Here is a 22,002-nt window from a genome sequence, read left to right as displayed (position 1 = left end):
GACGCGTCAACGTCCTGCACGCCATACTCCGCAACCGCCAGCCCTACCACGCCACCGGCTCCACCACCGCTGCTTGACAAACGCATTAGAGAGCCACCTCCTCGGCGAATCGGCGGACCGCGGCCTGGTACTGCTGCTCGGACCCGGCCAGATAGGTGTCGACGAACTGCCGCCACGCTTCCGGCGTCTTGGCGGACTCGACGTAGTGCTTCTGGAACTTCTCGTCCCGGCCGTAGCTGTCCGCGGCGAGGGTGAAATGCGCGCCGCCCGGAGCCTCCACCACGCCGTCGACCATCATGCGATTGAGCAGCAGCGCCTGTGGCGGAACGGTTTTCACCAGTTCGTCGGTCTCCACCACCCGTTCCACCGAGACGTAGCGCCGCTGCGCGGCCAGGCAGAAGAGGTCGTCGAAATACGGGTCGACGCCGGTGTAGGCGGCGTTGCCGTGCGGGTCGCCGAGGTTCAGGTGCACCAGCGCCGCGTCGAGGCGCAGCGCCGGCATGGCGATCAGCGTCTCCGGCCCGCCGTCCACGGGGTAAGGCGATTCGACCGTCTTCAGCTCGCCTTCCCAGAAGTTCGGGACGTCCGATCCGAGACCGGCTCGGATCGGCAGGAACGGCAGCCGCGCCGCGGCCGCCTCCAGGCCGCACTTGAGCATGCCCTCGTCCATCTCGCGGGCGACCAGCGCGCCGGAGGTCCGCGCCGCGGCGAACCACGGGTCGTAGAACGGCGGCGAATCCAGCGACACGAAGCCGTAGTACGCCTTGCGTACCTTGCCCGCCGAGCACAGCAGCCCGAGGTCGGGGCCGCCGTAGCTGACCACGGTCAGATCCGTCAGCTCCGACCGCAGGATGGCTCGCACCAGCGCCATCGGCTTGCGCCGGGAACCCCAGCCGCCGATGCCGATGGTCATCCCGCTGCGCAGTTCGCCGACGACCTCGTCGAGCGACATCCGCTTGTCTCGCATTGCTTTTCGCTCCCTATCCGATGGGCGGCCCGCCACCCGCACCGCTGTGTTACTGTCCGGCCTTGCGCGCCGCGAGATCGTCGTCGAACCGGGCGCGGATCTCGTCGGCGACGCCGGCGAGGTTGAGTTCGAAGGTGAAGCCCTGCTCGTACCGGTAGCTTCGGTGTACGTCCTGCACGTCGATGCCGTTCAAGGCCCGCTTCGCCGCCCGGATCACCCGGCCGTCCTTGGCCGCGATGTTCTTGGCCAATTCCAAGGCCGCCGCGTCGAGTTCGGCGCGCGGTACCACCTGGTAAACCGAGCCGTGGTGGTGCAACTGCTGCGCGGTGACGGTGCTCGCGGTGTAGAACAGCGCGCGCATCAGGTGCTGGGGCACCAGGCGCGCCAAGTGGGTCGCCGCGCCGAGCGCGCCGCGGTCCACTTCCGGCAGGCCGAACGTGGCGTCGTCGGAGGCGATCACGATGTCCGCGTTGCCCACCAATCCGACGCCCCCGCCCAGGCAGAAGCCCTGCACCACCGCGATGACCGGCACCTGGCACTCGTAGACCGCGGCGAAGGCCTCGAAGCAGCCGTGGTTGGCGTCGATCAGCGCCTGGTGTCCGGCCTTGCTCTGGATCTGCTTGATGTCCACGCCCGCGTTGAAACCGCGGTTCTCCGCTCGCAGGACCACCACCCTGGTATCCGGATCGCGGCCCGCCGCGCGCACTTCGTCGGCGATGGCGAACCAGCCCTCGGTCGGGATGGCGTTGACCGGCGGGTAGTCGACCGTGACCACGGTGATGCCGGCGGATTCGGAGTGGCGGTTGATCCCCATCGCAAGTCCCATCGTGTGTGAACGCATTGGCAAAGCAAGCAGTTGCTTGGTAGGTTAGCACGGTGGCACTCGAAATCGATCTCGCCGGACGCGTCGTTCTGGTGACGGGCGGTGTTCGCGGCGTCGGCGCGGGCGTGAGCAAGGCGTTCCTGGCCGCGGGCGCGACCGTTGTCGCGTGTGCGCGGCGGCCCGCCGACGTTCCCGTCGAGGTCGTCGGACGCGCGATCGACTACCTGCCGTGTGATGTCCGGGACGCGGACGCCGTTGGTGCGCTGATCGAGACGATCACCGAGCGCCACGGTCGCCTCGACCATCTGGTCAACAACGCGGGCGGCGCGCCCTTCGCGCTGGCGGCCGAGGCGGGCAAGAACTTCCACGCCAAGATCGTCGAACTGAACCTGCTCGCGCCGCTGGTGGTGGCGCAGGCCGCCAACGCGGTGATGCAGCGCCAGCCCGAGGGCGGCTCGATCGTGAACGTCTCCAGCGTGAGCGGGCACCGTCCGTCGCCGGGTACCGCGGCCTACGGCGCGGCCAAGGCGGGCATGGACAGCCTCACCGCCTCGCTCGCCGTCGAATGGGCGCCGAAGGTGCGGGTCAACTCGCTGGTGGTCGGGCCGGTCCACACCGAATTGAGCCACCTGCACTACGGCGACCAGGACGGCGTAGACGCGGTCGGCCGGACCATCCCCTTGGGTCGCCTGGCCCGCCCCGAAGACATCGGCCGCTGTGCGGTCTTCCTCGCCTCGCCGCTGGCCGGTTACGTCAGCGGCGCGACCCTGCTGGTGCACGGCGGAGGCGAGCGACCCGCCTTCCTCGCCGCCTCCACCGCGGAGCAACAGTCCTGAACATCCGGACCCGAACCCCGACCCCCACGAAGAGGACACCCATGGACACCGACCAGATCTGCGCCGGACGCGTCGTCATCGTCACCGGAGCGGGCCGGGGCATCGGCCGGGCGCACGCCCTCGCCTTCGCCGCGGCGGGCGCCCGCGTGGTGGTCAACGACCTCGGTTCCGCGCTGGACGGCGCGGCCACCGCGGAGACGCCGGCGCAGCAGGTGGTCGCGGAGATCGAGGCGCTCGGCGGTGCGGCCGTGGCCAACGGTGACGACGTCGCGGACTGGGCAGGCGCCCGCAGGCTCGTTCGCCAGGCTGTCGACACCTTCGGCAAGCTGGACGTGCTGGTCAACAACGCCGGTTTCGTGCGCGACCGGATGCTGGTCAACCTCAGCGAGGAAGAGTGGGACGCGGTGATCCGCGTGCATCTCAAGGGCCACTTCGCCACCATGCGGCAGGCGATCGAGTACTGGCGGGCGGAGACGAAAGCGGGCCGTCCGGTCGATGGCCGCATCATCAACACCAGCTCCGGCGCGGGTCTGCAAGGCAGTGTGGGGCAAGGCAACTATGGCGCGGCCAAGGCCGCTATCGCGGGCCTGACGCTGACCGCCGCCGCCGAGTTCGCCCGCTACGGCGTCACGGTGAACGCGATCGCCCCGGCCGCACGCACCCGGATGACCGAGACGGTGTTCGCGGAGACGATGGCCAAGCCGGACAACGGCTTCGACGCCATGGCCCCAGAGAATGTGTCTCCGCTGGTCGTGTGGTTGGGCAGCACGCAGTCGGCGGCCGTGACCGGGCGGATGTTCGAGGTCGAGGGCGGGAAGGTGGCGCTGGCCGATGGGTGGCGGCACGGCGTCGCCGTCGACCGCGGCGCCCGATGGAATCCGGCCGAACTCGGACCCGTCGTGGCCGATCTGATCGCCAAGGCGGCGCCGCCGGAGCCGGTCTACGGCGCCTGACCGGCACAGCCCCTTCCGGGGGCGCAGTTGCGGCTGGGTTTACTATGGGCACCCATCCGTTGGAAAGTCCCGTGTGAGAGTGGCGACCGGGGCAGAGAACTGCGCTTCCACTGATGAGGGAAGGTTCGGCGCGCATGGCCGTAGGTCGCACATTCCGTGTGCTGGCGGTAGCCGGAGCCATCTTGGGCTCAGCGCTGCTCAGCGGCCCGGTGGACGCCCACGCCCAGCCTTCCTGCCCGTCTTGCGTCGCTGACCCCGCTCCGCCGTCCCACGGCGAGGGTGATACCTGGTATCCGCTGACGGTGCCAGGGGAACGATCCGAGATCAGCGCGGTGCCCATGAATCCGGCGGTCGGCTCCGGTTCCGCCGCCGGGTCTGCCGGGCTGGGAGTGGCGCTCGGGACCGGTTCGGCTGGTGTCGGTGTTGTGCTCGGTTCCGGGTCAGCGGGTCTTGCGCTTGCTCGCGGTTCCGGTTCGGCTGGTCTCGGTGTCGCGCTGGGTACCGGCTCCGCGGCCCTCGGCTCGGCCGTCTTGGGCACCGGCTCGGCCGCGCTCGGCTCGGCGAGCCCGCTATTGCTGTTGTTGATTCCACTCCCGCAGACTCCTGCCGCGCCCGCACCTGGGCTTCCCCTGGTGACGATTCCTCCGATGTCCTCTCCTGCGCCGCCGGGGATTTCGCCGATCCCCGGCGCCGAGCCGGGGCTTGCGCACCTGGCCGCACCTGCGCCCGAGCCGCAGCCCGCCCAGGTCCCGCCGCCACTGGTACAGCCGCCGATGTCCACTTCTGATATCCGCCCGACCGGCTCCGTGGACGCGCTGCCGGCGCCCGAGCTGCTGTTGGTGATCGGTGCGCTGATCGCGCTCGGCCTCGCGGGCGTGGGGTCCGGCGTCGCCGCGGTCGCGCTGGACCATCTCGCTCCCGGTGGCGTGCACGCGGGCTGGCTGTCCGACGGTGTGGTCACCGCGGGCTGGATCGCGTTCGCGGCGGCCACGTCGGTGGTGGCGTCGGCGGCCTGGCCGGTGGTATCGCGACGGAACCTGCGCCAGTTCGCGACGGTGATCTACGGTGCCGGCGTGGTCGCGGTCGCCGTCACGCTGGTCTGGTCGTTCACCTTCGGCTGGATGGTCGTCGCCGCGGGCTGCGTGTTCGTCGTCGTCACCGGTTTGCGCAGTCTGGACTGGACCGCGCTCGGTCGCGGCATCGCGATCTACACCGGGGCGACCGCACCAGCGACTCGAGCGACGTGGTCAGCTCGGCGATCGCGTCGGCTGGCAACACCGCGATCGCGCCCGTCCACGTTGGTCGCGGTGCTGGCGGCGGGACAGATCCAGCGCGCGGTGCGCCACACGCCTCGGGTGCCGCCCGGCAATGCGACCTGGGCGTGGCCCGCGTGGGAGGTCGCGAGTCTGCTGGTCGCGCTCGGCGCGGTGTGGCTCGTGGTGGAACTGTGGGTGCGGGCGCGCGTCCGCGAGACCCGCGTGCTGCACCGGACCCTGGTCGGGCGTTTCCCCGAGGTGGTCGCGCACGAACCACCCGGGATTTCCACGCAGCTCGAGGCTTCCGATCGGGTAGCGCAGATCATGGACGCGCTGTATCTGCAGTCCGGTGGCGGCGTCGTGCTCGCGGAACTCGCGTCCCCGCCGGCCTCGGTGGCGGAGCGGGCCGACCGGGTGGCGCGGTGGACGCGCAATCCGGCGGGGGAAATCGTGGTGGACGCCCGGTGGATAGCTCCGCCGGACGGCATTAGTCCGCGCGGATGGGTCCAGGCCATCGCCAGGGCCTATACGGCGGTGGCTTCCGCGCCCGCTCGAAATTGAGCGCACTCGCGCGCAGGCGATCGGTCCGATGCAATAGTGCGCGACCGGTCGGCTATTCGAACGAACCGGCACGGAGGGGAATCCGGTTCGGCGCGAACGAGGAACGTCGTACGGCATCGAAAACCGTTATCCACACCGCTGATCCGGACGACATCGCATACCGGAGCGCGGTCGTGCCCTTATTTCTTCGGGCACGACCGCGGCGCCGATTGTGTGCTGCACGTGCGCTTGCACGTGCATAACGCGACACAGTGCGACCCGGTGGGCCGCACTGTGTTGCCGTGCATGAGAACCTATTCGGTGCCGTCTGGAGGAATTTCGGGCAAGCCTTCGCTGGCCCGCAACTTCTCCGCCATGGACGTGAGCAGGTTCTGTGATTCTTCGGACAAGTCGAACGCCCTACTCGACAGCCGTCGCAGTCCGTAGCCCTGCAGCTGGGACAGCAGCTCCAGATCGTGATCGATCTTGGCGGCATAGATGTCGTTGAAGAAGTAGTCCGGCTTGACCTTGAAGAACTTCGCCAGGGCGGCCACCGTCTCATCGGACGGGTTCGTCCGTTGTCCCGACCGCAACTGCGACAGGTACGGTTTCGAGATCGGATGTCCGGAGGCCGTCAGCGCCGCCGCAACCTCCGCGTTGGTGTGCGGCTTACGCCCCGGGGGATGCACGGTTTCGAACAGCTTGTTCAGCCGCGCCGCGAAATCAGCCATTGTGAGCCGCCCAATTCCCTTCGCTGTACTAACAGTCGTTATCTCGGATACGTATCATTGATATTAGCGGCTCAGTAACTGAAAACCTACGCCTGATTCCGGATTTCCTTGAAGCTTCTAGGTCGGATCGCGGCGAAGGCACTGGGACGGTTGCGTTTGCGGGTCACCCCAACGGCTCTCGAGAACCCGGGGTACGACCCGGTTCTGGCCCGTCGTTGCGGTCTCGCGACAGGGGGTCTTGATAGCCGCAAGATAGCTGACGTCTCATCGACCGGGCGGTATGGGGGTTTGTGTGGCGTACGACACGTTTCGGCCCCTAGGGGATGAACGTTCAACCTAGGGGCCGAAATAGTTGAAACTTCACAAACGTTCGATGATAGTGCCTGTCGCGAGTGCGCCACCGGCGCACATGAGAACCATCGCCGTGCTGCGGTCGCTGCGCTCCAGTTCGTGCAAAGCCGTTGTGAGAAGACGTGATCCGGTGGAGCCGACGGGATGTCCGAGCGCGATGGCGCCGCCGTTGACATTAACCCAATCCATGTCCGGCTGATGGACCGACGCCCACGAAAGTGCGACCGACGCGAATGCCTCGTTGATCTCGAAAAGGTCGATGTCGCCGATATTCATGCCGGACCGTTCCAGTAACCGGCTGCACGCCTGTACCGGGCCGTCGAGGTGGAATTCGGGCTCGGCCCCGACCACCGCCTGCGTGATGATCCGCGCGCGCGGCCGCAAACCGGCTCGCCGTGCGGCCTTTTCGTCCATCAGCAGTACCGCGGCGGCGCCGTCGGAGATCTGCGAGGACGATCCAGCGGTGTGCACGCCGCCCTCCAGTACGGGCTTCAACTTGGCCAGGCCCTCGACGGTGGTCTCGCGCAGGCCCTGATCCCGTGTCACATCAAGCTTTTCGCCGGTCAGGTTGCCTTCCTTGTCGACCGCGGGAGCGGTGACGGTGAGCACCTCGCGCTCGAATCGCCCTTCGGCCCATGCCTGCGCCGCCAGGCGCTGTGAGCGCGCCCCGAACTGGTCCACGTCGGCGCGAGAGATGCCGCGTCGCTTGGCGATTCGCTCCGCCGCATCGAACTGATTGGGCAGGTCGATGCTCCACGACGCGGGCCTGCGCGGTCCGGCGTGCTCGCCGACGTTGGCGCCCAATGGAACCCGGCTCATCGCCTCCACGCCACAGGCCATGCCGACCTCGATCGCGTCGGCGGCGATCAACCCCGCGATCAGGTGGTTGGCCTGCTGAGCCGATCCGCACTGCGTGTCGATGGTGGTGGCGCCGACCTGCCACGGCAGGCCGGCGTGCAGCCAGGCGACCCTGGTGACGTTGTTGGACTGCTCGCCCGCCTGGGTGACACATCCGCCGATGACCTGCTCGACCTGCGCGGGGTCCAGATGGGCTCGCTCGAGCAGTCCGCGTTGGGTCAGGCCGAGCAGTTCGGCCGCGTGCAGGCCCGACAGCCAGCCGCCGCGCTTGCCGATCGGGGTGCGTGCGGCCTCGACGATCACGGGTGTGCCCATGTCCAACCTTTCCTTTGGGACAGAAAACTGAAACGCGTTCATAGCACTTGCCAGGGGCGGATCTGTCCGGTTTCTTTCCTAGTTCTCGCGCCTGTGCTTCAATGATTATAGAACGTGTTTCAGTTTGTCGAAGGAGACATCTGGTGGTAGACACTCGGAATGCCCGGCCGAAGCTCCCGGACGGGTTCGACGTCACGGACCCGGACATCTACGCCGAGCGTGTTCCGGTCGAAGAGTTCGCCGAACTGCGCCGGACCGCGCCGATCTGGTGGAATCCCCAGTCGCCCGACGTCAGCGGCTTCCACGACGACGGCTTCTGGGTGGTCAGCAAGCACGCCGACGTCAAGGAAGTCTCGCGGCGCAGCGATGTGTTCTCCAGTTACGAGAACACCGCCATCCCGCGGTTCAACGACGACATCGCCCGCGAGCAGATCGAGCTGCAACGCATCGTCCTGCTGAACATGGACGCGCCCGAGCACACCAAACTGCGCAAGATCATCGCGCGTGGGTTCACGCCGCGCGCCATCAACGGTCTGCGCGCCGAGCTGTCGGCCCGCGCCGAGTCGATCGTGAAGGCGGCAGCCGAGGCGGGCTCCGGCGATTTCGTCACCCAGGTCGCGTGCGAACTGCCGCTGCAGGCCATCGCCGAGCTGATCGGCGTTCCGCAGGAGGACCGGATGAAGGTCTTCACCTGGTCCAACGACATGACCGGCTACGACGACCCGGAGAGCACCGCCGACCCGGTCGCGGCCTCCGCCGAGATCCTGGGTTACGCCTACCAGATGGCGGCCTCCCGCAAGCAGTGCCCGGCCGACGACATCGTGACCACGCTGATCGAGGCCGACATCGACGGTGACAAGCTCACCGAGGAGGAGTTCGGCTTCTTCGTGATCATGCTCGCGGTGGCGGGCAACGAGACCACCCGCAACGCCATCTCGCACGGCATGATGGCGTTCCTGGAGAACCCGGACCAGTGGGAGCTGTTCAAGAAGGAACGGCCCGCCACGGCCGCCGACGAGATCATCCGCTGGGCAACCCCGGTCACCTCGTTCCAGCGGACCGCGCTGGAGGACACCGAACTGGGCGGCGTGCGGATCAAGAAGGGCCAGCGCGTGGTCATGCTGTACCGCTCGGCCAACTTCGACGAGGACGTCTTCGATCGCCCGGAGAAGTTCGACATCATGCGCAAGGACAACCCGCACCTGGCCTTCGGCGGCACCGGCGCGCACTTCTGCATCGGGGCGAACCTGGCCCGGCTGGAGATCGACCTGATCTTCAACGCCATCGCCGATCACCTGCCCGACATCACCAAGGTCGCCGGCGCGAAGCGGCTGCGCTCGGGCTGGCTCAATGGGATCAAGGAACTCCCGGTCGACTACAAGACTTGCCCGGTCGCGCACTGAGATCGACAAGGGGCCCTCGCGCCGGGTGGTGCGAGGGCCCCTATCGTCTGGAACGCGTTCAGTCGACCGGTCGCGCGGTCGCCATGGCGCGGTCGACCTCCCAGAACGCGCGCAGGGCCGCGATCTTCCCGTCGTCGTTCACCCGGTAGGTGAAGACGCCGTCGGCATCGATCCGGTGACCGCCGATCGTGCTGCGGATGGTGCCGGTGAAGGCGGCTTCATTGCCGCAAGCGAACGAGTCGCCGAACAGGAACTCGATCAGGTCGGTCTTGGCGATCGCCTTGTCCCAGAATGCGGCGATGGCCTCCTTGCCGCGGTGTCCCTTGCCGTCGGGGTCGAACCCGGACGGGCCGATCGGGTCTTCCACGATGCCGTCCTCGGCGAACAGGGCGACCCATGCCTGCTTGTCCCGCGCTCGAACCGCGGCCTGCGAGGCGAGGCCCGCAGCCCTCGCTGGGTGCTCGTCGGTCATGGCGTGTCCTTTCCTCGCTGCGCGGCCACGATGGGTTCGGCGATGTTCTGCTGTGCGAACTTGCGCAGTGAATCCTGCTTGGCGGCGAGTTCGCCGTCGAAGCCGATGCCGTCGGCCAGCCAGGGCACCACGATCGCGTCGGTGACGCCCGCGTCGGCGAGGTCCTGATATCCGGACCGGCCGAAGCGGTCGACGCACACCGCTTGGATCTCGAACGGTTCGCCGGTCCTGCCGAACTCGGCGCGCAGCACGCCGAGCCTTCCGATCGTGCGCCGCAGCTCGTCGTAGGTCATCATGGCCGAGGTCCAGCCGTCGCCCACCCGTGCGGCGCGCCGCAGCGCCGCGTCGGTGTGCCCGCCGATATAGAAGGGCACCGGCTCGCTCGGCGCGGGGCTCATCTGCAACGGATCGAAGTCGAAGAACTCGCCGTGGTACTCGACCATCCCTCCGCCCAGTACCAGCTTGATGACTTCGATCATCTCGTCCACCCGGGCGCCGCGGCGCGCGAACGGCACCCCGCACCACTCGAATTCCTCCGGCGCCCAACCGATCCCGACGCCGAAGCCGAAGCGGTTGCCGGACAGGTTGGCCACCGAGCCGACCTGCCTGGCCAGCAGCAGCGGGTTGCGTGAACCCAGCTTCAGCACGTTCGTGTAGAAGCGGATGCGGCTGGTGACGGCCGCAATGGCCGTCGCGCCGATGAGCGGGTCGACCCACGGTGTGTCCGGTCCCCAGAATCTGCTGCCATCGGGCGTGTACGGGTATTTCGCCGCCGCCGACTTCATGTAGAACAGCGAGTCCGGCAGCGCGATCGACGAGAAGCCGCATTCCTCAGCTGTTTTCGCAAGGCCGGGCAGCTGGTCCAGTGGACTCAGCGCGATGCCGAGGGTGAACTTCATGGCAGTCACCGGGGCTCCGATCCGACCACCCACATCGAGAAGTACTGCGACCCGCCGCCGTACGCATGGCCGAGCGCCTTGCGCGCACCCTCGACCTGATAGTCCCCGGCCCGCCCCATGACCTGCTTGGCCGCCTCGGCGAACCGGATGAGGCCGGACGCACCGATCGGGTTGGAGGACAGCACGCCGCCGGACGGGTTGACCGGCAGGGTACCGCCGATTTCGGTCTCACCTTTGTCGGTGAGCTTCCAGCCGTCGCCCGGGGGCACGAAGCCGAGGTTTTCCAGCCACATCGGCTCGAACCAGGAGAACGGCACGTAGATCTCGGCCACGTCGATCTCCTCGAGCGGGTTGGTGATCCCTGCCGCCTCCCACAGCGCCGCGGCCGCGTCCCGTCCGGCCTGGGGATTGACCTGGTCTCGTCCGGCATAGGTGGTCGGCTCGGTGCGCATCGCGGTGGCATGTACCCAGCCGACCTTCCGGCCGGTGGCCTCGACGGCGGCGGCAGCGTCGGCATCGCCGAGCACGATCGCGCACGCGCCGTCGGAGGAGGGGCAGGTCTCGTCGAAGCGGATCGGGTCCCAGAGCATCTGCGAGGCGAGCACCGATTCCAGCGTGATGTCTGGCTGCTTCAGATGGGCGAGCGGGTTCTTGGCGCCGTTGCGGCGATCTTTCACCGCGACCATCGCGCCGACGTGGCCCGGCGCGTTGGAGCGCCGGATGTAGGAGCGCACGTGCGGTGCGAAGTACCCGCCCGCGCCCGCGCCCACGGGCATGGTGAACGGCACCGGAATCGACAACGCCCACATGGCATTCGACTCCGACTGCTTCTCCCATGCCACCGCGAGCACGCGCTTGTGCACGCCCGCCTGCACCAGGTTGGCCGCGACGATGCCGGTGGACCCGCCGACCGACCCGGCGGTGTGCACGCGCAGCAGCGGTTTCCCGGTGGCGCCCAAGGCGTCGGCCATATACAGCTCGGGCATCATGACGCCCTCGAACAGGTCTGGTGCCTTGCCGACCACGACCGCGTCGATATCGGCGATGGTCAGCCCGGCGTCGGTGAGGGCGCGGTCGATGGCCTCGCGGCACATGCCCGCCATCGACACATCGGTGCGTTTCGTCACGTGATGTGTTTGTCCGGTGCCGAGCACCGCGGCGGGAAATGTCATCGGGTCGCCTCCCGTTCCAAGACGGTCACAAGATTCTGCTGAAGGGCGGGCCCGCTGGTGGCGTGGGCAAGGGCGCGATTCGCCGAGCCCGCCATGATCGCCTCGGCCGCGAAGCCGATGCGCTCGAGGCCCGCGGCGAACATCGGGTTGGCCGCGAGCGCGCCGCCGGACGGGTTGATCACGGTGCCGTTCCGCAGGCCGATGGCCTCGGTGAGGATCAACTGCTGATGACTGAACGGCGCGTGCAGTTCCGCGATGTCGAAACCGCTGGTGTCGCCGCAGGTGACGGCCTGGGCGGCGGCCGACGTCGACGGGGAGACGGCGAGGTCGCGTGCACCGAGGACCGGGGTGTCCACCCGGTGCGCCATGCCGGTGATCCAGGCGGGACGCTCGCACAGTTCGCGGGCGCGATCACCGACCGCGAGCACGATCGCGGCGGCCCCGTCGGTGATCGGCGCGACATCGTGTGCGCGCAGCGGATCGGCGACGTACGGGTTGTCCAGCAGGCTGTCGACGTCACCGGATTCGCCCGCGGCCACAGCCGCCATGTCGCGCTCGGTCCAGCGGCCGGCATCGAGCCCGGCGCGCGCCTGCAACCCGGCGATGGACAGCGCGTCCGGCCACAGTGGCGCGACCAGGTACGGGTCCAGCTGCATGGTGAGCACCTGGCGCAGCGTGCCCGCGGAGGACTTGCCGAAGCCGTACACCAGCGCGGTGTTCGCCTGCCCCGAGCGCAGTTTCACCCACGCCTCGTACAGCGCCCAGGCGGCGTCCATCTCCACGTGCGATTCGTTGATCGGCGGCACCGCGCCGATCGCGTCGACCGCCGAGATGAACGAAAACGCGCGGCCGGCAAGGTAATCGGAGGAGCCAGAGCACCAGAAATCGATATCGGACTTGGTGATGCCGAGTCGGTCGTAGAGCTGCTGGAAGCAGGGCACCAGCATTTCGACGCCGTTGGTGGTGCCGAAGGTCTCCGGCACGTGCGGTGCGTGGGCGAAACCCACGACCGCGATGTCGGTGGCGTTGTCAGTCAACGTGCGCCTCTCTCAGAGGTGATGGGAGTAGGTCTCGTAGTCGGCGTCCGGCTCGCCGGTGGGACGGAAGTGATCCACGTTCTCCAGGCCGTAGCCCCACTCCTCGCGTGGCTTCCACACCGCCTCGACCCGCATGCCCATGCGCACTTCGCTGGCGTCGCATCCGAGCACGAGGTGCAGCACCGGGATGTCCGCGCCGTCCAGCAGCACGTACGCCGCGACGTACGGGGGCTTGATCCGCTGCCCGAGGAACGGCACGTTGACGATGCAGAAGGTGGTCACCGTCCCGCGGTCGGGCAGCTCGATGAAGTCGTTGGTCGGCCTGCCGTCGGTCGGGTTCGCGCCGCGCGGCGGGAAGTACACCTTGCCCGCGGCGTCGGTGCGCGCGCCGATCAGCTTGCCCTCGGCGAGTCCGCGCAGGTATACGGTCTCCTGCGGGGAGGCGGTGTGCTTGTAGGACAGGTCGACCGGAGTGGTGATCACGGTGACCGGCTCGGCCGCTGGGGCGGATTCGGCAGGTGCGCCGGACTGCTCGCCGGGCTCGAAGCACACGATGTCGCGAATGCTGCCCTCGGTCTGTGCCGCCCACCGGGCGGTCACCCGCAGGCCGGTGTGCATGTCCTCCGGTGCGGCGACGTCGACCGCGTGCAGCAACGCGGTGTCCGCGCCGTCGAGCCGGATCAACGCCCAGGCGAACGGGCGGTCGAAAGGCTGGCCGGGCAGCGGGTCGCGTACCCAGGTCCACGATTCGACGGTGCCGGTATCGGCGACCTCGACGAATGCGGTCAGCGGTTCGGCGGTAATCGGGTCGTATTCCGGCGGCGGCACTATCACCCGGCCGTCGGAGCCGCGCACGCCGACGATCTTGCGGTCGCGCAGGTTGGTCAAAAACGTCCCGATGGTGGTTCCGACGGAGCGGGTGTAATCGAAACGCACCCGCAGGGGCGCGCTGAGTACGTCGGGCGCTGGGTCCGATTGGCGGCGCTCCCGGGGCCCTGCGTGGTTACGCTCCGCTGCCGTCTCCGGGCCCGTCGCTCGCGCCGCAGTGTCCAATCCCGTGCCGCTCCCATCAGCGATTGCCGTGGATGCAGTATTCCCCTGAGTCACGATATCGAGTAGAACAGGTTCTAACTCTGGTGGCAAGCGGCGGTGTGAGTGGTGGGCCGGGAGGGCCCGCTGGCGCCGCCGATGGAAACGCAGTCGATCGGAAAGGGGTCCGGCGTGAAGTTCGGATTGCAACTCGGGTACTGGATGGCCCAGCCGCCCGCGAACGCGGGGGAACTGGTGGTGGCGGCCGAGGAAGCCGGGTTCGACGCCGTGTTCGCCGCCGAGTCCTGGGGGTCGGACGCCTTCGGCCCGCTCACCTGGTGGGGCTCCTCGACGCGACGGGTGCGCCTCGGGACCTCGGTGGTGCAGATGTCGGCACGCGCGCCCGCCGCTACCGCCATGCACGCCCTCACGCTGGATCACCTCAGTGGCGGCCGCGCGATTCTCGGCCTCGGCGTTTCCGGGCCCCAGGTGGTGGAGGGCTGGTACGGCCAGCCGTTCGCCAAGCCGTTGCAGCGCACCAGGGAATACGTCGACATCGTGCGCAAGGTGCTGGCCCGCGAGGCGCCGGTCACCAACGACGGCCCGCACTACCCGCTGCCCTACACCGGGCCGGGTTCGCTCGGGCTCGGCAAGCCGCTCAAGCCGATCGTGCATCCGCTACGTGCGGATTTGCCGATCTGGCTGGGCGCGGAGGGGCCGAAGAACGTGGCGCTCACCGCCGAGATCGCCGACGGCTGGCTGGCGATCTACTACGCGCCCCGGCTGTCCGGGATGTACAACGAGTGGCTCGACGAGGGCTTCGCCCGGGCGGGTGCGCGGCGCAGTAGGGACGATTTCGAGATTGCCGCGAGTTGTCAGGTGGTGATCACCGACGATCCGGCCGGCGAGCTGGAGCGGATGCGCTGGATCATGGCGCTCTACATCGGCGGTATGGGCGCGCCGGAGCTGAACTTCCACGCCCAGGTGTACCGGCGGATGGGCTATGGCCGCGAGGTCGACGAGATCGGACAGCTGTTCCAGGCGGGCAAGAAGGCCGAGGCCGCGGCGGCGGTGCCGGACGAGCTGATTCTGGACACCGCGATCATCGGCGACGCGGAGCATGTCCGTGAACAACTGAAGGTGTGGGAAGCCGCCGGCGTCACCATGATGCTGGTGTCGGTTCCCGATATCGCGCAATTGCGTCGGTTGGCACCTCTTGTCGAATAGTAGAACACGTTCTAAATTCAATGGGGTGACTGCCTCACCCGCCCCGTCGGCTCCGCCTCCTCACCGTCCCCCCATGCAAGAGTCGGTGAAAATTATCGGTCTGTGGAACATCGCCGAAGCCGAACCTGATCGGATCGCGATGGTCGATCCGTCGGGCCGGGAGGTGACGTATCGCGAATTGGCAACGCTCGCCAATCGTTACGCCACCGGCCTGCGGGCGCTCGGCCTCGACACCGGTGACGTGCTGGTCAGCATGGTGCACAACTGTGTGGAGGCGATCGCCGCCTACTTCGCGGCTTACCAGTCCGGGTTGTACATCGTCGCGGTGAACTGGCACCTCACCGGCCCGGAGGTGGCCTACATCCTGGGCGACAGCGAGGCGAAGGCGTTCATCGCCAGCGAGCGTTTCGCCGCCGCCGCGAAGGCCGCGGCCGACGAGGCGGGATTGCCCGCGACGGCCCGGTTCGCGGTGGGCGAGATCGACGGTTTCAAGTCGGTGGCCTGGCTCGGCGCCGCGGACACCGGGCGTCCGTCCGATCGCAGCACGGGCGCGCCGATGCTCTACACGTCGGGAACCACGGGACGGCCCAAGGGAGTCCGGCGCCCGCTCACCGGCGCCGACCCGGATGTCGTTCCCCCGCACACCACCGCGTTCTTCGGTCTCTTCGACCTCGCCCCATACGACGATCACGTGCATATCTGCGGCTCGCCGCTGTATCACACGGCGGTGCTGAACTTCGCAACCATCTCGATCCAGCTCGGCCACAAGCTCGTTCTGATGGACCGCTGGGACGCGGAGGAAATGCTGCGGCTGATCGACAAGTACCGGGTTACGCACAGCCACATGGTGCCCACTCAGTTCCACCGCCTGCTCGCGCTGCCGGAGGAGGTGCGCGCCAAGTACGACGTCTCCTCGCTTCGCAGCATGGTGCACGGCGCCGCTCCCTGCCCGCAGGAGACCAAGCGGCAGATGCTCGAGTGGTGGGGACCGACGGTCACCGAGTACTACGCGGCCACCGAGGGTGGCGGGACGGTGATCAACGGCGCCGAATGGTTGCGCAAGCCGGGGTCGGTGGGCAAGGCGTGGCCGTGGTCGGTGATCAAGGTGCTCAGCGAAGAAGACGGCTCCGAGGTCCCGGTCGGCGAACCCGGCCTGGTCTACATGCGCATGGGCGCTTCGAGTTTCGAGTACCACCACGACAAGGCCAAGACCGAGGACTCGCGCGTCGGCGATCTGTTCACCGTCGGCGACATCGGCCATCTCGACGAGGACGGCTACCTCTACCTGCACGACCGGCGCTCGGACCTGATCCTGTCCGGCGGCGTGAACATCTATCCCGCCGAGGTCGAGAACGTCCTGATCACCCACCCGAAGGTCGCCGACGTGGCGGTTTTCGGTATCCCGCACCCGGATTGGGGTCAGGAAGTCAAGGCGGTCGTGCAGCCCGCCGAGGGGGCCGAGGGCGACGACGAGCTCACCGCCGAGCTGCTCGCCTTCGCCGCAACGCAATTGGCGAAGTACAAAACACCCAAGTCGATCGACTACCTCCCCGAACTCCCGCGCGACCCGAACGGCAAGCTCTACAAGCGTAAGCTCCGCGACCGCTACATCTCGGCCTAGGGCCTGTCCGATGGGTCCGCAGGACATGCTGTGTGACTCCTGAGCTGTGGTGCCATGGGGAACACGCTCGCACACGAAGCCAGTGCCTTCATCAATTTCCGGGACTACAAGTGGCGGGATTCAAGGGCGCACGGCTTCAGTTGGGTAGACGTCAAGCATCTGCGACTCCCCCCGGAGTCCGTCGGTGATAGGGAACTGCTCGCGGCACTCATCGGACATGAACAGTTCCGGGACGATTATGCTGGCGGTGGAGTACTGCCAGAGGGACTCAGGCACGGCCCGTATTGGCTGAGGCTGGTCACTCCCGATGTCTACGAAGCCATCAGCCGGGAGAAGAGCGCGGAGATCCTCCGGGACTGGATGGACCTGTTCGAGGAGATGCCTGCCGAGCTGGAGGCAGATCTGCATCGGGAGGTGTTCAACCGCTTGACCGCAGCTGACCACATCTACTATTTGAGCGGGCTGGGGGACGAGGCCATCCACGACTGGGGACGTGTGCACGAGTACTTCCACGAGTTCGTGCTCATCGACCGCTCTGCTGGACGGATCACACTCCTCGTCGCGGCCGACGACTGAGTCGATCGGCAGATAGCCACGCGAGGATGCTGAGAGGTCACGAACGGAGCCACAGCCGAAGCGCGGCCAAAGTCACCGTGCCGTGGAAAACGTAGGCTCTCTTGTCATGCTGGCCCGAGGTTTTCGGGCTAGTCTGCCGACTCGGACCGCCGAGGCGCGCGAACAGGCTGTCGGCACTATCGGCGAGGCAAACGGCACTGTATCCACTACGCGACGCAGTTCGAAGTGGTGACGTGCTGAAACGCCAACCGCGCCCCGGCCCCTGAACAAGGCCGGAGCGTTCGCGTCCCTGGCACCGGTCGATGACGCCGCCCTTGGCGATTACCGCGAAGGACGCATCCGGGTTAGGCCAGTTCGCGGAGTTCCGGGGCGAGGCCGAAGAGTGGGAAGAGCTTCTCCGTGTCGAGGAAGAAGTTCAGACCGGCGATGGTGTCGCCGTCGAGTTCCAGCACCGTGATCGACCACGGCACCCACACGCCCGGCTCGGCGCCCGGCTTGTAGTGGCCGAACGCGGGCAGGCCGTTGGCGCCCTCCAACCGGACCAGTCGCGAGTCGCGGCAGGCGCTTCCGGTACTCAGCATGAACGCGGCCACGTTCTCCGGGCCGGAGATCCACAGCTCGATCGGCGGCATCGACAGCGCCACATCCTCTTTCAGCAGGGAGGTGAGCGTGTCCATGTCGTAGGCCTCGAACGCCTTGACGAAGTTGTCCACCAGTCTGCGCTGGTCCTCATCGGTCTCGTCGTAGGTGTCGGTGGTCGTCGGCTGGACCTTGGACATGGTGGCCCGCGCCCGCTGCAGGGCGCTGTTCACCGACGCGGGTGACATGGTGAGCGCGTCTGCGGTCTCGCTGGCGGAGAACCGCAGTACCTCGCGCATGATCAGGATGGCGCGCTGGGTGGCGGGCAGGTGCTGGCAGGCGGCGACGAAGGCCAGGCGCAGGGTGTCCTTGGCGCTGGCGTGCTCGGCCGGATCGGCGCCGAAGGCGAGCGCGTTGGGGATCGGCTCGATCCAGACGTAATCCGGCTGGGGCGCGGGGAGGGGCGAATCCGGCCGCGACGGGCCGGACAGATCCATGGGCCGAGCTCTGCGCTGCGGGCCGTCGAGCATGTCGAGGCAGACGTTCGTGGTGATCTTGTACAGCCAGGATCGGAGGCTGGCCCGACCCTCGAACGAGGCGTAGGACTTCCACGCGCGGGTGAAGGTCTCCTGCACCGCGTCCTCCGCTTCGAAGGAGGAGCCGAGCATGCGGTAGGCGTACGCGCACAGCTCTCTGCGATGGGTCTCGAACGAGGCGAGCACGTCGGGAGCGAGGCCCGCGGAGGAGCCGGGCGAGTCGTTCATGGGTGCCACCCTGCCACAGGCCACCGACACAGAACAGGCCTCGAGCTCCGAGAGCCAGCACCGATCAAGATCATTAAACCTGTTCGGTTAGTGGGACGTGTCACCTTTGCCGTGGCGATGAGTTTTCCTGGGATGGCCCGTCATATCCAGTGACACGAACGGATGTGCTCGAAAGGACGAGGCCCATGAGCAGCAAGATGATCTTCATCAATCTCCCCGTCGACGACCTGAACCGGTCGAAGACCTTCTACGAGGCGCTGGGCTGGAAGGTCAACCAGGAGTTCACCGACGACAACGCCGCCTGCATCGTGGTCGACGACAACATCTGCCTGATGCTGCTCACCAAGGATTTCTTCACCACCTTCAGCAAGCGGCCGCTGGCCGACACGAAGGCGGCGATCAATGCCGCGTACGCGCTGTCGCTGGGCAGCGCCGCGGAGGTCGACAACCTCACCGCCGTCGCGCTCGGCGCGGGCGCGACCGAAGAGGTGAACGAGGACAAGCGCGCGCAGGAGGCGCAGGTCGGCATGCACGGCCGCACGTTCATCGACCCCGACGGCCACCAGTGGGAGCCGTTCTGGATGGACTACCCGGGCAGCAACTGAGTCCGGCGAGGGGTCGCCCCCGTTGCGCGTGCGCACTGGTCGGTGCGCATGCGCAAGGGGGACGTTGTGCTTTCGCTAGGTTTCAGTTGCCGGTGAAAGTGGGCTTGCGCTTCTCCGCGAACGCCTTCGGGCCTTCTTTGGCGTCGGCCGAGCGGAACACCGCCATGCCGAGTTCGGCGTCGATCTGGAACGCGTCCTCCTCCGGCATGGCCTCGGTCTCCCGGATGGTGCGCAGGATGGCCTGCACCGCGAGGGGGCCGTTGGCCGCGATCTGTCCGGCGAGTTCGAGCGCCTTGTCCAGCGCCGTTCCGTCCGGCACCACGTGCCCGATCAGACCGATCTCCTTGGCTTCGGCCGCCGTGACGTGGCGACCGGTGAGCAGGATGTCCGCGGCGACGGTGTAGGGGATCTGGCGGACCAGCCGCACCGCCGAGCCGCCCAGCGGGAACAGACCCCAACGCGCTTCGGATACACCGAATTTCGCGCTCTCCCCGGCCACGCGGATGTCGGTGCCCTGCAGGATCTCGGTGCCGCCCGCGATGGCCGGGCCCTCGACCGCCGCGATCAACGGCTTGGTGAGCCTGCGGCCCTTCAGTAGTGCCTCGAGTTTGGCCGGATTCCAGCCGCCGCCCTGGATGGTGTCTCCGGGGTGCGCGGAGGTCATGCCCTTGAGATCGGCGCCAGCGCAGAACGCGCCCCCCGCACCGGTCAGGATCGCCACCCGGATATCCGGATCGTTGTCCACCTGGTCCCAGGCGTCACGCATGATCGCCATCATCTCGCCGGACAGCGCGTTGCGCGCCTCGGGCCGGTTCATGGTGACGATGAGGACATGGTCGCGCTTCTCGACGAGGCAGTGCGGCATTGCTGATTCTCCTGACTTCGAGCCTTGTCAGAAACAGTAACACGTTCTATTTTTAAGACTGTGAGCTACAACATAGCGGACCTTGTCGAACACGCCATCGACCTGATGCCCGACCGCGTCGCGCTGGCCGACGACGGCCGCGAGGTCACCTACGCCCAGTTGGAGGAGCGGGCCAATAAACTCGCTCACTATCTGCAAGAACGGGGAGTCCGACCGGGCGACAAGGTGGGCATCTACTCACGGAACACGATCGAGGCCGTCGAGGCCATGGTCGCGATCTTCAAGGCGCGCGCCGTGATGATCAACGTGAACTTCCGATATGTCGAGAACGAGTTGCAATATATCTTCGACAATTCGGATATGGTCGCTCTGATCCACGAGCGTCGCTACAGCGACAAGGTCGCCGCGGTTCGTCCGAACACTCCCGAGCTGCGCACCGTCGTCGTCGTGGACGACGATACGACCGGGACGATCCCTACCGCAGCGGATTCGGCGGAATACGAGGCGGTGCTCGCGCGGTCCTCGGGTGAGCGCGACTTCGGCGAGCGCTCCCCGGACGACCTGTACATGCTCTACACCGGCGGTACCACCGGCATGCCCAAAGGCGTGATGTGGCGCCAGGAGGACGTGTGGCGCGTGCTCGGCGCGGGGATCAACTTCGTCACCGGCGAGTACGTCCAGGATGAATGGGAATTGGCCAAGGTCGGCGCGGGCAGTCCGCCCATGGTGCGGTGGCCGATTCCGCCGATGATCCACGGCGGCGCGCAGTGGGCGACGTTCCACAGCCTGTTCGGCGGGGGCAAGGCTGTGATGATCCCGGAGTTCTCCGGGCACGGGGTGTGGCGGGCGATCGACCAGCACAAGATCAACCTCATCTTCATCACCGGCGACGCGATGGCACGGCCGATGCTGGACGCCCTGATCGAGGGCAACCCGGAAACCGGTCAGCCCTATGACCTTTCCAGCCTGTACGTGATGGCCAGCAGCGCGGCGCTGTTCTCGCCCGCGATCAAGGACCAGTTCCTCGAGCTGTTGCCCAACCGGATGATCTCCGATTCGATCGGCTCCTCGGAGACCGGTTTCGGCGGTATCTCCATCGTGGCCAAGGGCGCGACGCATACCGGAGGCCCGCGGGTGAAGATCGACGCATCCACCGAGGTGCTCGACGAGGAGGGCAATCCGGTAGAGCCCGGCTCCGGGAAGGTCGGCATCCTGGCGCGGCGCGGGCACATCCCGCTCGGCTACTACAAAGATGAAGCGAAGACCGCGGCGACCTTCAAGGAGTTCAACGGGATCCGCTACGCCATCCCCGGCGACTTCGCCCGAGTCGAGGAAGACGGCACGGTCACGATGCTCGGCCGTGGTTCGGTCAGCATCAACAGCGGCGGCGAGAAGATCTACCCCGAGGAGGTCGAGGGTGCGCTCAAGACGCATCCGGAGATCTTCGACGCGCTCGTGGTCGGCATCGAGGACGAGCGCTGGGGCCAGCGGGTGGTCGCGGTCGTGCAATGTCGCGGCGCGAACCGGCCGACGCTCGAAGAACTGCGCCCGATGCTCACCCAAGAGATCGCCCCGTACAAACTGCCCCGCAGTCTCTGGTTCGTCGACGAGATCAAGCGCTCCCCGGCGGGCAAGCCGGACTACCGCTGGGCCAAGGAGCAAACCCAGGCCCGTCCCGCGGACGATAACGCCGAGGCCGGCACCAAATAGGAATGCGCGACCGGGCGGGCCGCACTTCGCGGCCCGCCCGGTCGGTCTGTCGCTCTGCGAGTTCAGCGGTTGGCGAGTTCGGCCAGTCGGAACGCGAGGCGGCGGCGGAAGGCGGGGATGCGGGTGAGGGTGGCGAGGGTCAGGTTGCGCATGGTACGGGCAGGGCGGGCGCGCAAGGTCGCCATTTTGGTCATCCGGTCGGTGAACGAGACGACGCCGAGTGCGACGGGGCGGCGGGTGGCTTCGTAGTCGTCCAACAGGGTGTCCGGCTCGCCCGCGAGTACCCGGGCCAGCAGCGGGCCGAGAGCGGCGGCGTCCTGGATGCCGGTGTTCATTCCTTGGCCGCCCGCTGGGCTGTGCACGTGGGTCGGCGTCGCCCGCCAGGAGGATACGGCCACTGCGGTAGTGGTCGG

The 22,002-nt window shown here is 67.6% G+C and carries 21 protein-coding genes; 9 read left to right on the top strand and 12 right to left on the bottom strand.

The window, feature by feature from the left end:
• Window positions 1–85 precede the first annotated feature (85 nt).
• Together AB0M45_RS31670 and AB0M45_RS31665 are read right to left on the bottom strand one after the other, a co-directional pair.
• Window positions 86–967 (bottom strand): CoA-transferase, encoded by an 882-nt coding sequence (locus tag AB0M45_RS31670; protein ID WP_364336728.1) that lies wholly within the window; start codon window positions 965–967, stop codon window positions 86–88.
• A 49-nt stretch (window positions 968–1,016) separates the two neighbouring features.
• Entirely contained in the window at window positions 1,017–1,781 is a 765-nt protein-coding gene (locus tag AB0M45_RS31665; RefSeq protein ID WP_364336726.1) for an enoyl-CoA hydratase family protein, read from the bottom strand.
• A gap of 62 nt (window positions 1,782–1,843) precedes the next feature.
• Here AB0M45_RS31665 and AB0M45_RS31660 point away from each other — a divergent pair, with 62 nt between their 5' ends.
• From AB0M45_RS31660 to AB0M45_RS31650, 3 genes are all read left to right on the top strand, one after another.
• Window positions 1,844–2,626, top strand: coding sequence for an SDR family oxidoreductase (locus tag AB0M45_RS31660; protein ID WP_364336724.1), 783 nt, complete (start codon window positions 1,844–1,846; stop codon window positions 2,624–2,626).
• A gap of 41 nt (window positions 2,627–2,667) precedes the next feature.
• Complete coding sequence (locus AB0M45_RS31655; protein WP_364336722.1) at window positions 2,668–3,579, top strand: SDR family oxidoreductase; 912 nt, start codon at window positions 2,668–2,670, stop codon at window positions 3,577–3,579.
• Between the two features lie 134 nt (window positions 3,580–3,713).
• Window positions 3,714–5,396, top strand: a complete 1,683-nt coding sequence (locus AB0M45_RS31650; protein ID WP_364336720.1) for a hypothetical protein — start codon at window positions 3,714–3,716, stop codon at window positions 5,394–5,396.
• A gap of 293 nt (window positions 5,397–5,689) precedes the next feature.
• On the opposite strand, the gene AB0M45_RS31645 is transcribed toward AB0M45_RS31650, so the two are convergent.
• The gene (locus tag AB0M45_RS31645) at window positions 5,690–6,106 is read right to left on the bottom strand and encodes a helix-turn-helix domain-containing protein (RefSeq protein WP_011207048.1); all 417 of its coding nucleotides are present in this window, start codon (window positions 6,104–6,106) and stop codon (window positions 5,690–5,692) included.
• Between the two features lie 360 nt (window positions 6,107–6,466).
• The gene (locus AB0M45_RS31640; protein ID WP_364336717.1) at window positions 6,467–7,630 is read right to left on the bottom strand and encodes a steroid 3-ketoacyl-CoA thiolase; all 1,164 of its coding nucleotides are present in this window, start codon (window positions 7,628–7,630) and stop codon (window positions 6,467–6,469) included.
• A 101-nt stretch (window positions 7,631–7,731) separates the two neighbouring features.
• Here AB0M45_RS31640 and AB0M45_RS31635 point away from each other — a divergent pair, with 101 nt between their 5' ends.
• A complete protein-coding gene (locus tag AB0M45_RS31635; protein ID WP_364336715.1) occupies window positions 7,732–9,033 on the top strand; it encodes a cytochrome P450 in 1,302 nt (433 codons plus the stop codon).
• Between the two features lie 58 nt (window positions 9,034–9,091).
• On the opposite strand, the gene AB0M45_RS31630 is transcribed toward AB0M45_RS31635, so the two are convergent.
• From AB0M45_RS31630 to AB0M45_RS31610, 5 genes are read right to left on the bottom strand one after another with little or no spacing between them, the layout of a single operon-like run.
• On the bottom strand, window positions 9,092–9,505 hold the full coding sequence (locus AB0M45_RS31630) for a nuclear transport factor 2 family protein (RefSeq protein WP_364336713.1): 414 nt from the start codon (window positions 9,503–9,505) through the stop codon (window positions 9,092–9,094).
• Window positions 9,502–10,404 (bottom strand): TIGR03619 family F420-dependent LLM class oxidoreductase, encoded by a 903-nt coding sequence (locus AB0M45_RS31625; RefSeq protein WP_364336736.1) that lies wholly within the window; start codon window positions 10,402–10,404, stop codon window positions 9,502–9,504. Before AB0M45_RS31625 ends, AB0M45_RS31630 begins: the two co-directional genes overlap by 4 nt.
• Window positions 10,405–10,409: 5 nt before the next feature.
• Window positions 10,410–11,576: a thiolase domain-containing protein gene (locus AB0M45_RS31620; protein WP_364336711.1), complete on the bottom strand. Its 1,167-nt coding sequence runs from the start codon at window positions 11,574–11,576 to the stop codon at window positions 10,410–10,412.
• Window positions 11,573–12,613: a thiolase domain-containing protein gene (locus AB0M45_RS31615; RefSeq protein WP_364336709.1), complete on the bottom strand. Its 1,041-nt coding sequence runs from the start codon at window positions 12,611–12,613 to the stop codon at window positions 11,573–11,575. The genes AB0M45_RS31620 and AB0M45_RS31615 overlap by 4 nt, the downstream gene beginning before the upstream one ends.
• Window positions 12,614–12,625: 12 nt before the next feature.
• Window positions 12,626–13,555 carry an OB-fold domain-containing protein gene (locus tag AB0M45_RS31610; protein ID WP_364336734.1) on the bottom strand — a complete coding sequence of 310 codons (930 nt, stop codon included), beginning with the start codon at window positions 13,553–13,555 and terminating at the stop codon, window positions 12,626–12,628.
• Window positions 13,556–13,834: 279 nt separating this feature from the next.
• Here AB0M45_RS31610 and AB0M45_RS31605 point away from each other — a divergent pair, with 279 nt between their 5' ends.
• The 3 genes from AB0M45_RS31605 (at window position 13,835) to AB0M45_RS31595 (ending at window position 17,066) form a co-directional block, all read left to right on the top strand.
• The gene (locus AB0M45_RS31605) at window positions 13,835–14,869 is read left to right on the top strand and encodes an LLM class F420-dependent oxidoreductase (RefSeq protein WP_364336707.1); all 1,035 of its coding nucleotides are present in this window, start codon (window positions 13,835–13,837) and stop codon (window positions 14,867–14,869) included.
• A gap of 73 nt (window positions 14,870–14,942) precedes the next feature.
• A complete protein-coding gene (locus tag AB0M45_RS31600) occupies window positions 14,943–16,490 on the top strand; it encodes an acyl-CoA synthetase (protein WP_364336705.1) in 1,548 nt (515 codons plus the stop codon).
• 54 nt (window positions 16,491–16,544) lie between these two features.
• Entirely contained in the window at window positions 16,545–17,066 is a 522-nt protein-coding gene (locus AB0M45_RS31595; protein WP_364336703.1) for a hypothetical protein, read from the top strand.
• Between the two features lie 344 nt (window positions 17,067–17,410).
• Here the strand turns inward: AB0M45_RS31595 and AB0M45_RS31590 are convergent, their stop codons facing one another.
• Complete coding sequence (locus tag AB0M45_RS31590; protein WP_364336701.1) at window positions 17,411–18,409, bottom strand: sigma-70 family RNA polymerase sigma factor; 999 nt, start codon at window positions 18,407–18,409, stop codon at window positions 17,411–17,413.
• A 185-nt stretch (window positions 18,410–18,594) separates the two neighbouring features.
• Between AB0M45_RS31590 and AB0M45_RS31585 the strand changes: the two genes are divergently transcribed.
• The gene (locus tag AB0M45_RS31585; protein WP_364336699.1) at window positions 18,595–19,014 is read left to right on the top strand and encodes a VOC family protein; all 420 of its coding nucleotides are present in this window, start codon (window positions 18,595–18,597) and stop codon (window positions 19,012–19,014) included.
• An 82-nt stretch (window positions 19,015–19,096) separates the two neighbouring features.
• On the opposite strand, the gene AB0M45_RS31580 is transcribed toward AB0M45_RS31585, so the two are convergent.
• Entirely contained in the window at window positions 19,097–19,879 is a 783-nt protein-coding gene (locus AB0M45_RS31580) for a crotonase/enoyl-CoA hydratase family protein (RefSeq protein WP_364336697.1), read from the bottom strand.
• Window positions 19,880–19,939: 60 nt separating this feature from the next.
• Here AB0M45_RS31580 and AB0M45_RS31575 point away from each other — a divergent pair, with 60 nt between their 5' ends.
• Window positions 19,940–21,589 carry an acyl-CoA synthetase gene (locus AB0M45_RS31575; protein WP_364336732.1) on the top strand — a complete coding sequence of 550 codons (1,650 nt, stop codon included), beginning with the start codon at window positions 19,940–19,942 and terminating at the stop codon, window positions 21,587–21,589.
• Window positions 21,590–21,651: 62 nt separating this feature from the next.
• Here AB0M45_RS31575 and AB0M45_RS31570 read toward each other — a convergent pair whose 3' ends face one another.
• On the bottom strand, window positions 21,652–21,987 hold the full coding sequence (locus tag AB0M45_RS31570) for an FAD-dependent monooxygenase (RefSeq protein WP_364336695.1): 336 nt from the start codon (window positions 21,985–21,987) through the stop codon (window positions 21,652–21,654).
• Window positions 21,988–22,002 lie beyond the last annotated feature (15 nt).

The sequence above is a fragment of the Nocardia sp. NPDC051787 genome, assembly GCF_040681325.1.
GTDB lineage: Bacteria > Actinomycetota > Actinomycetes > Mycobacteriales > Mycobacteriaceae > Nocardia.
Note: the sequence above shows the minus strand (reverse complement) of the source record. Positions and strands in the feature narration are given on the sequence as shown.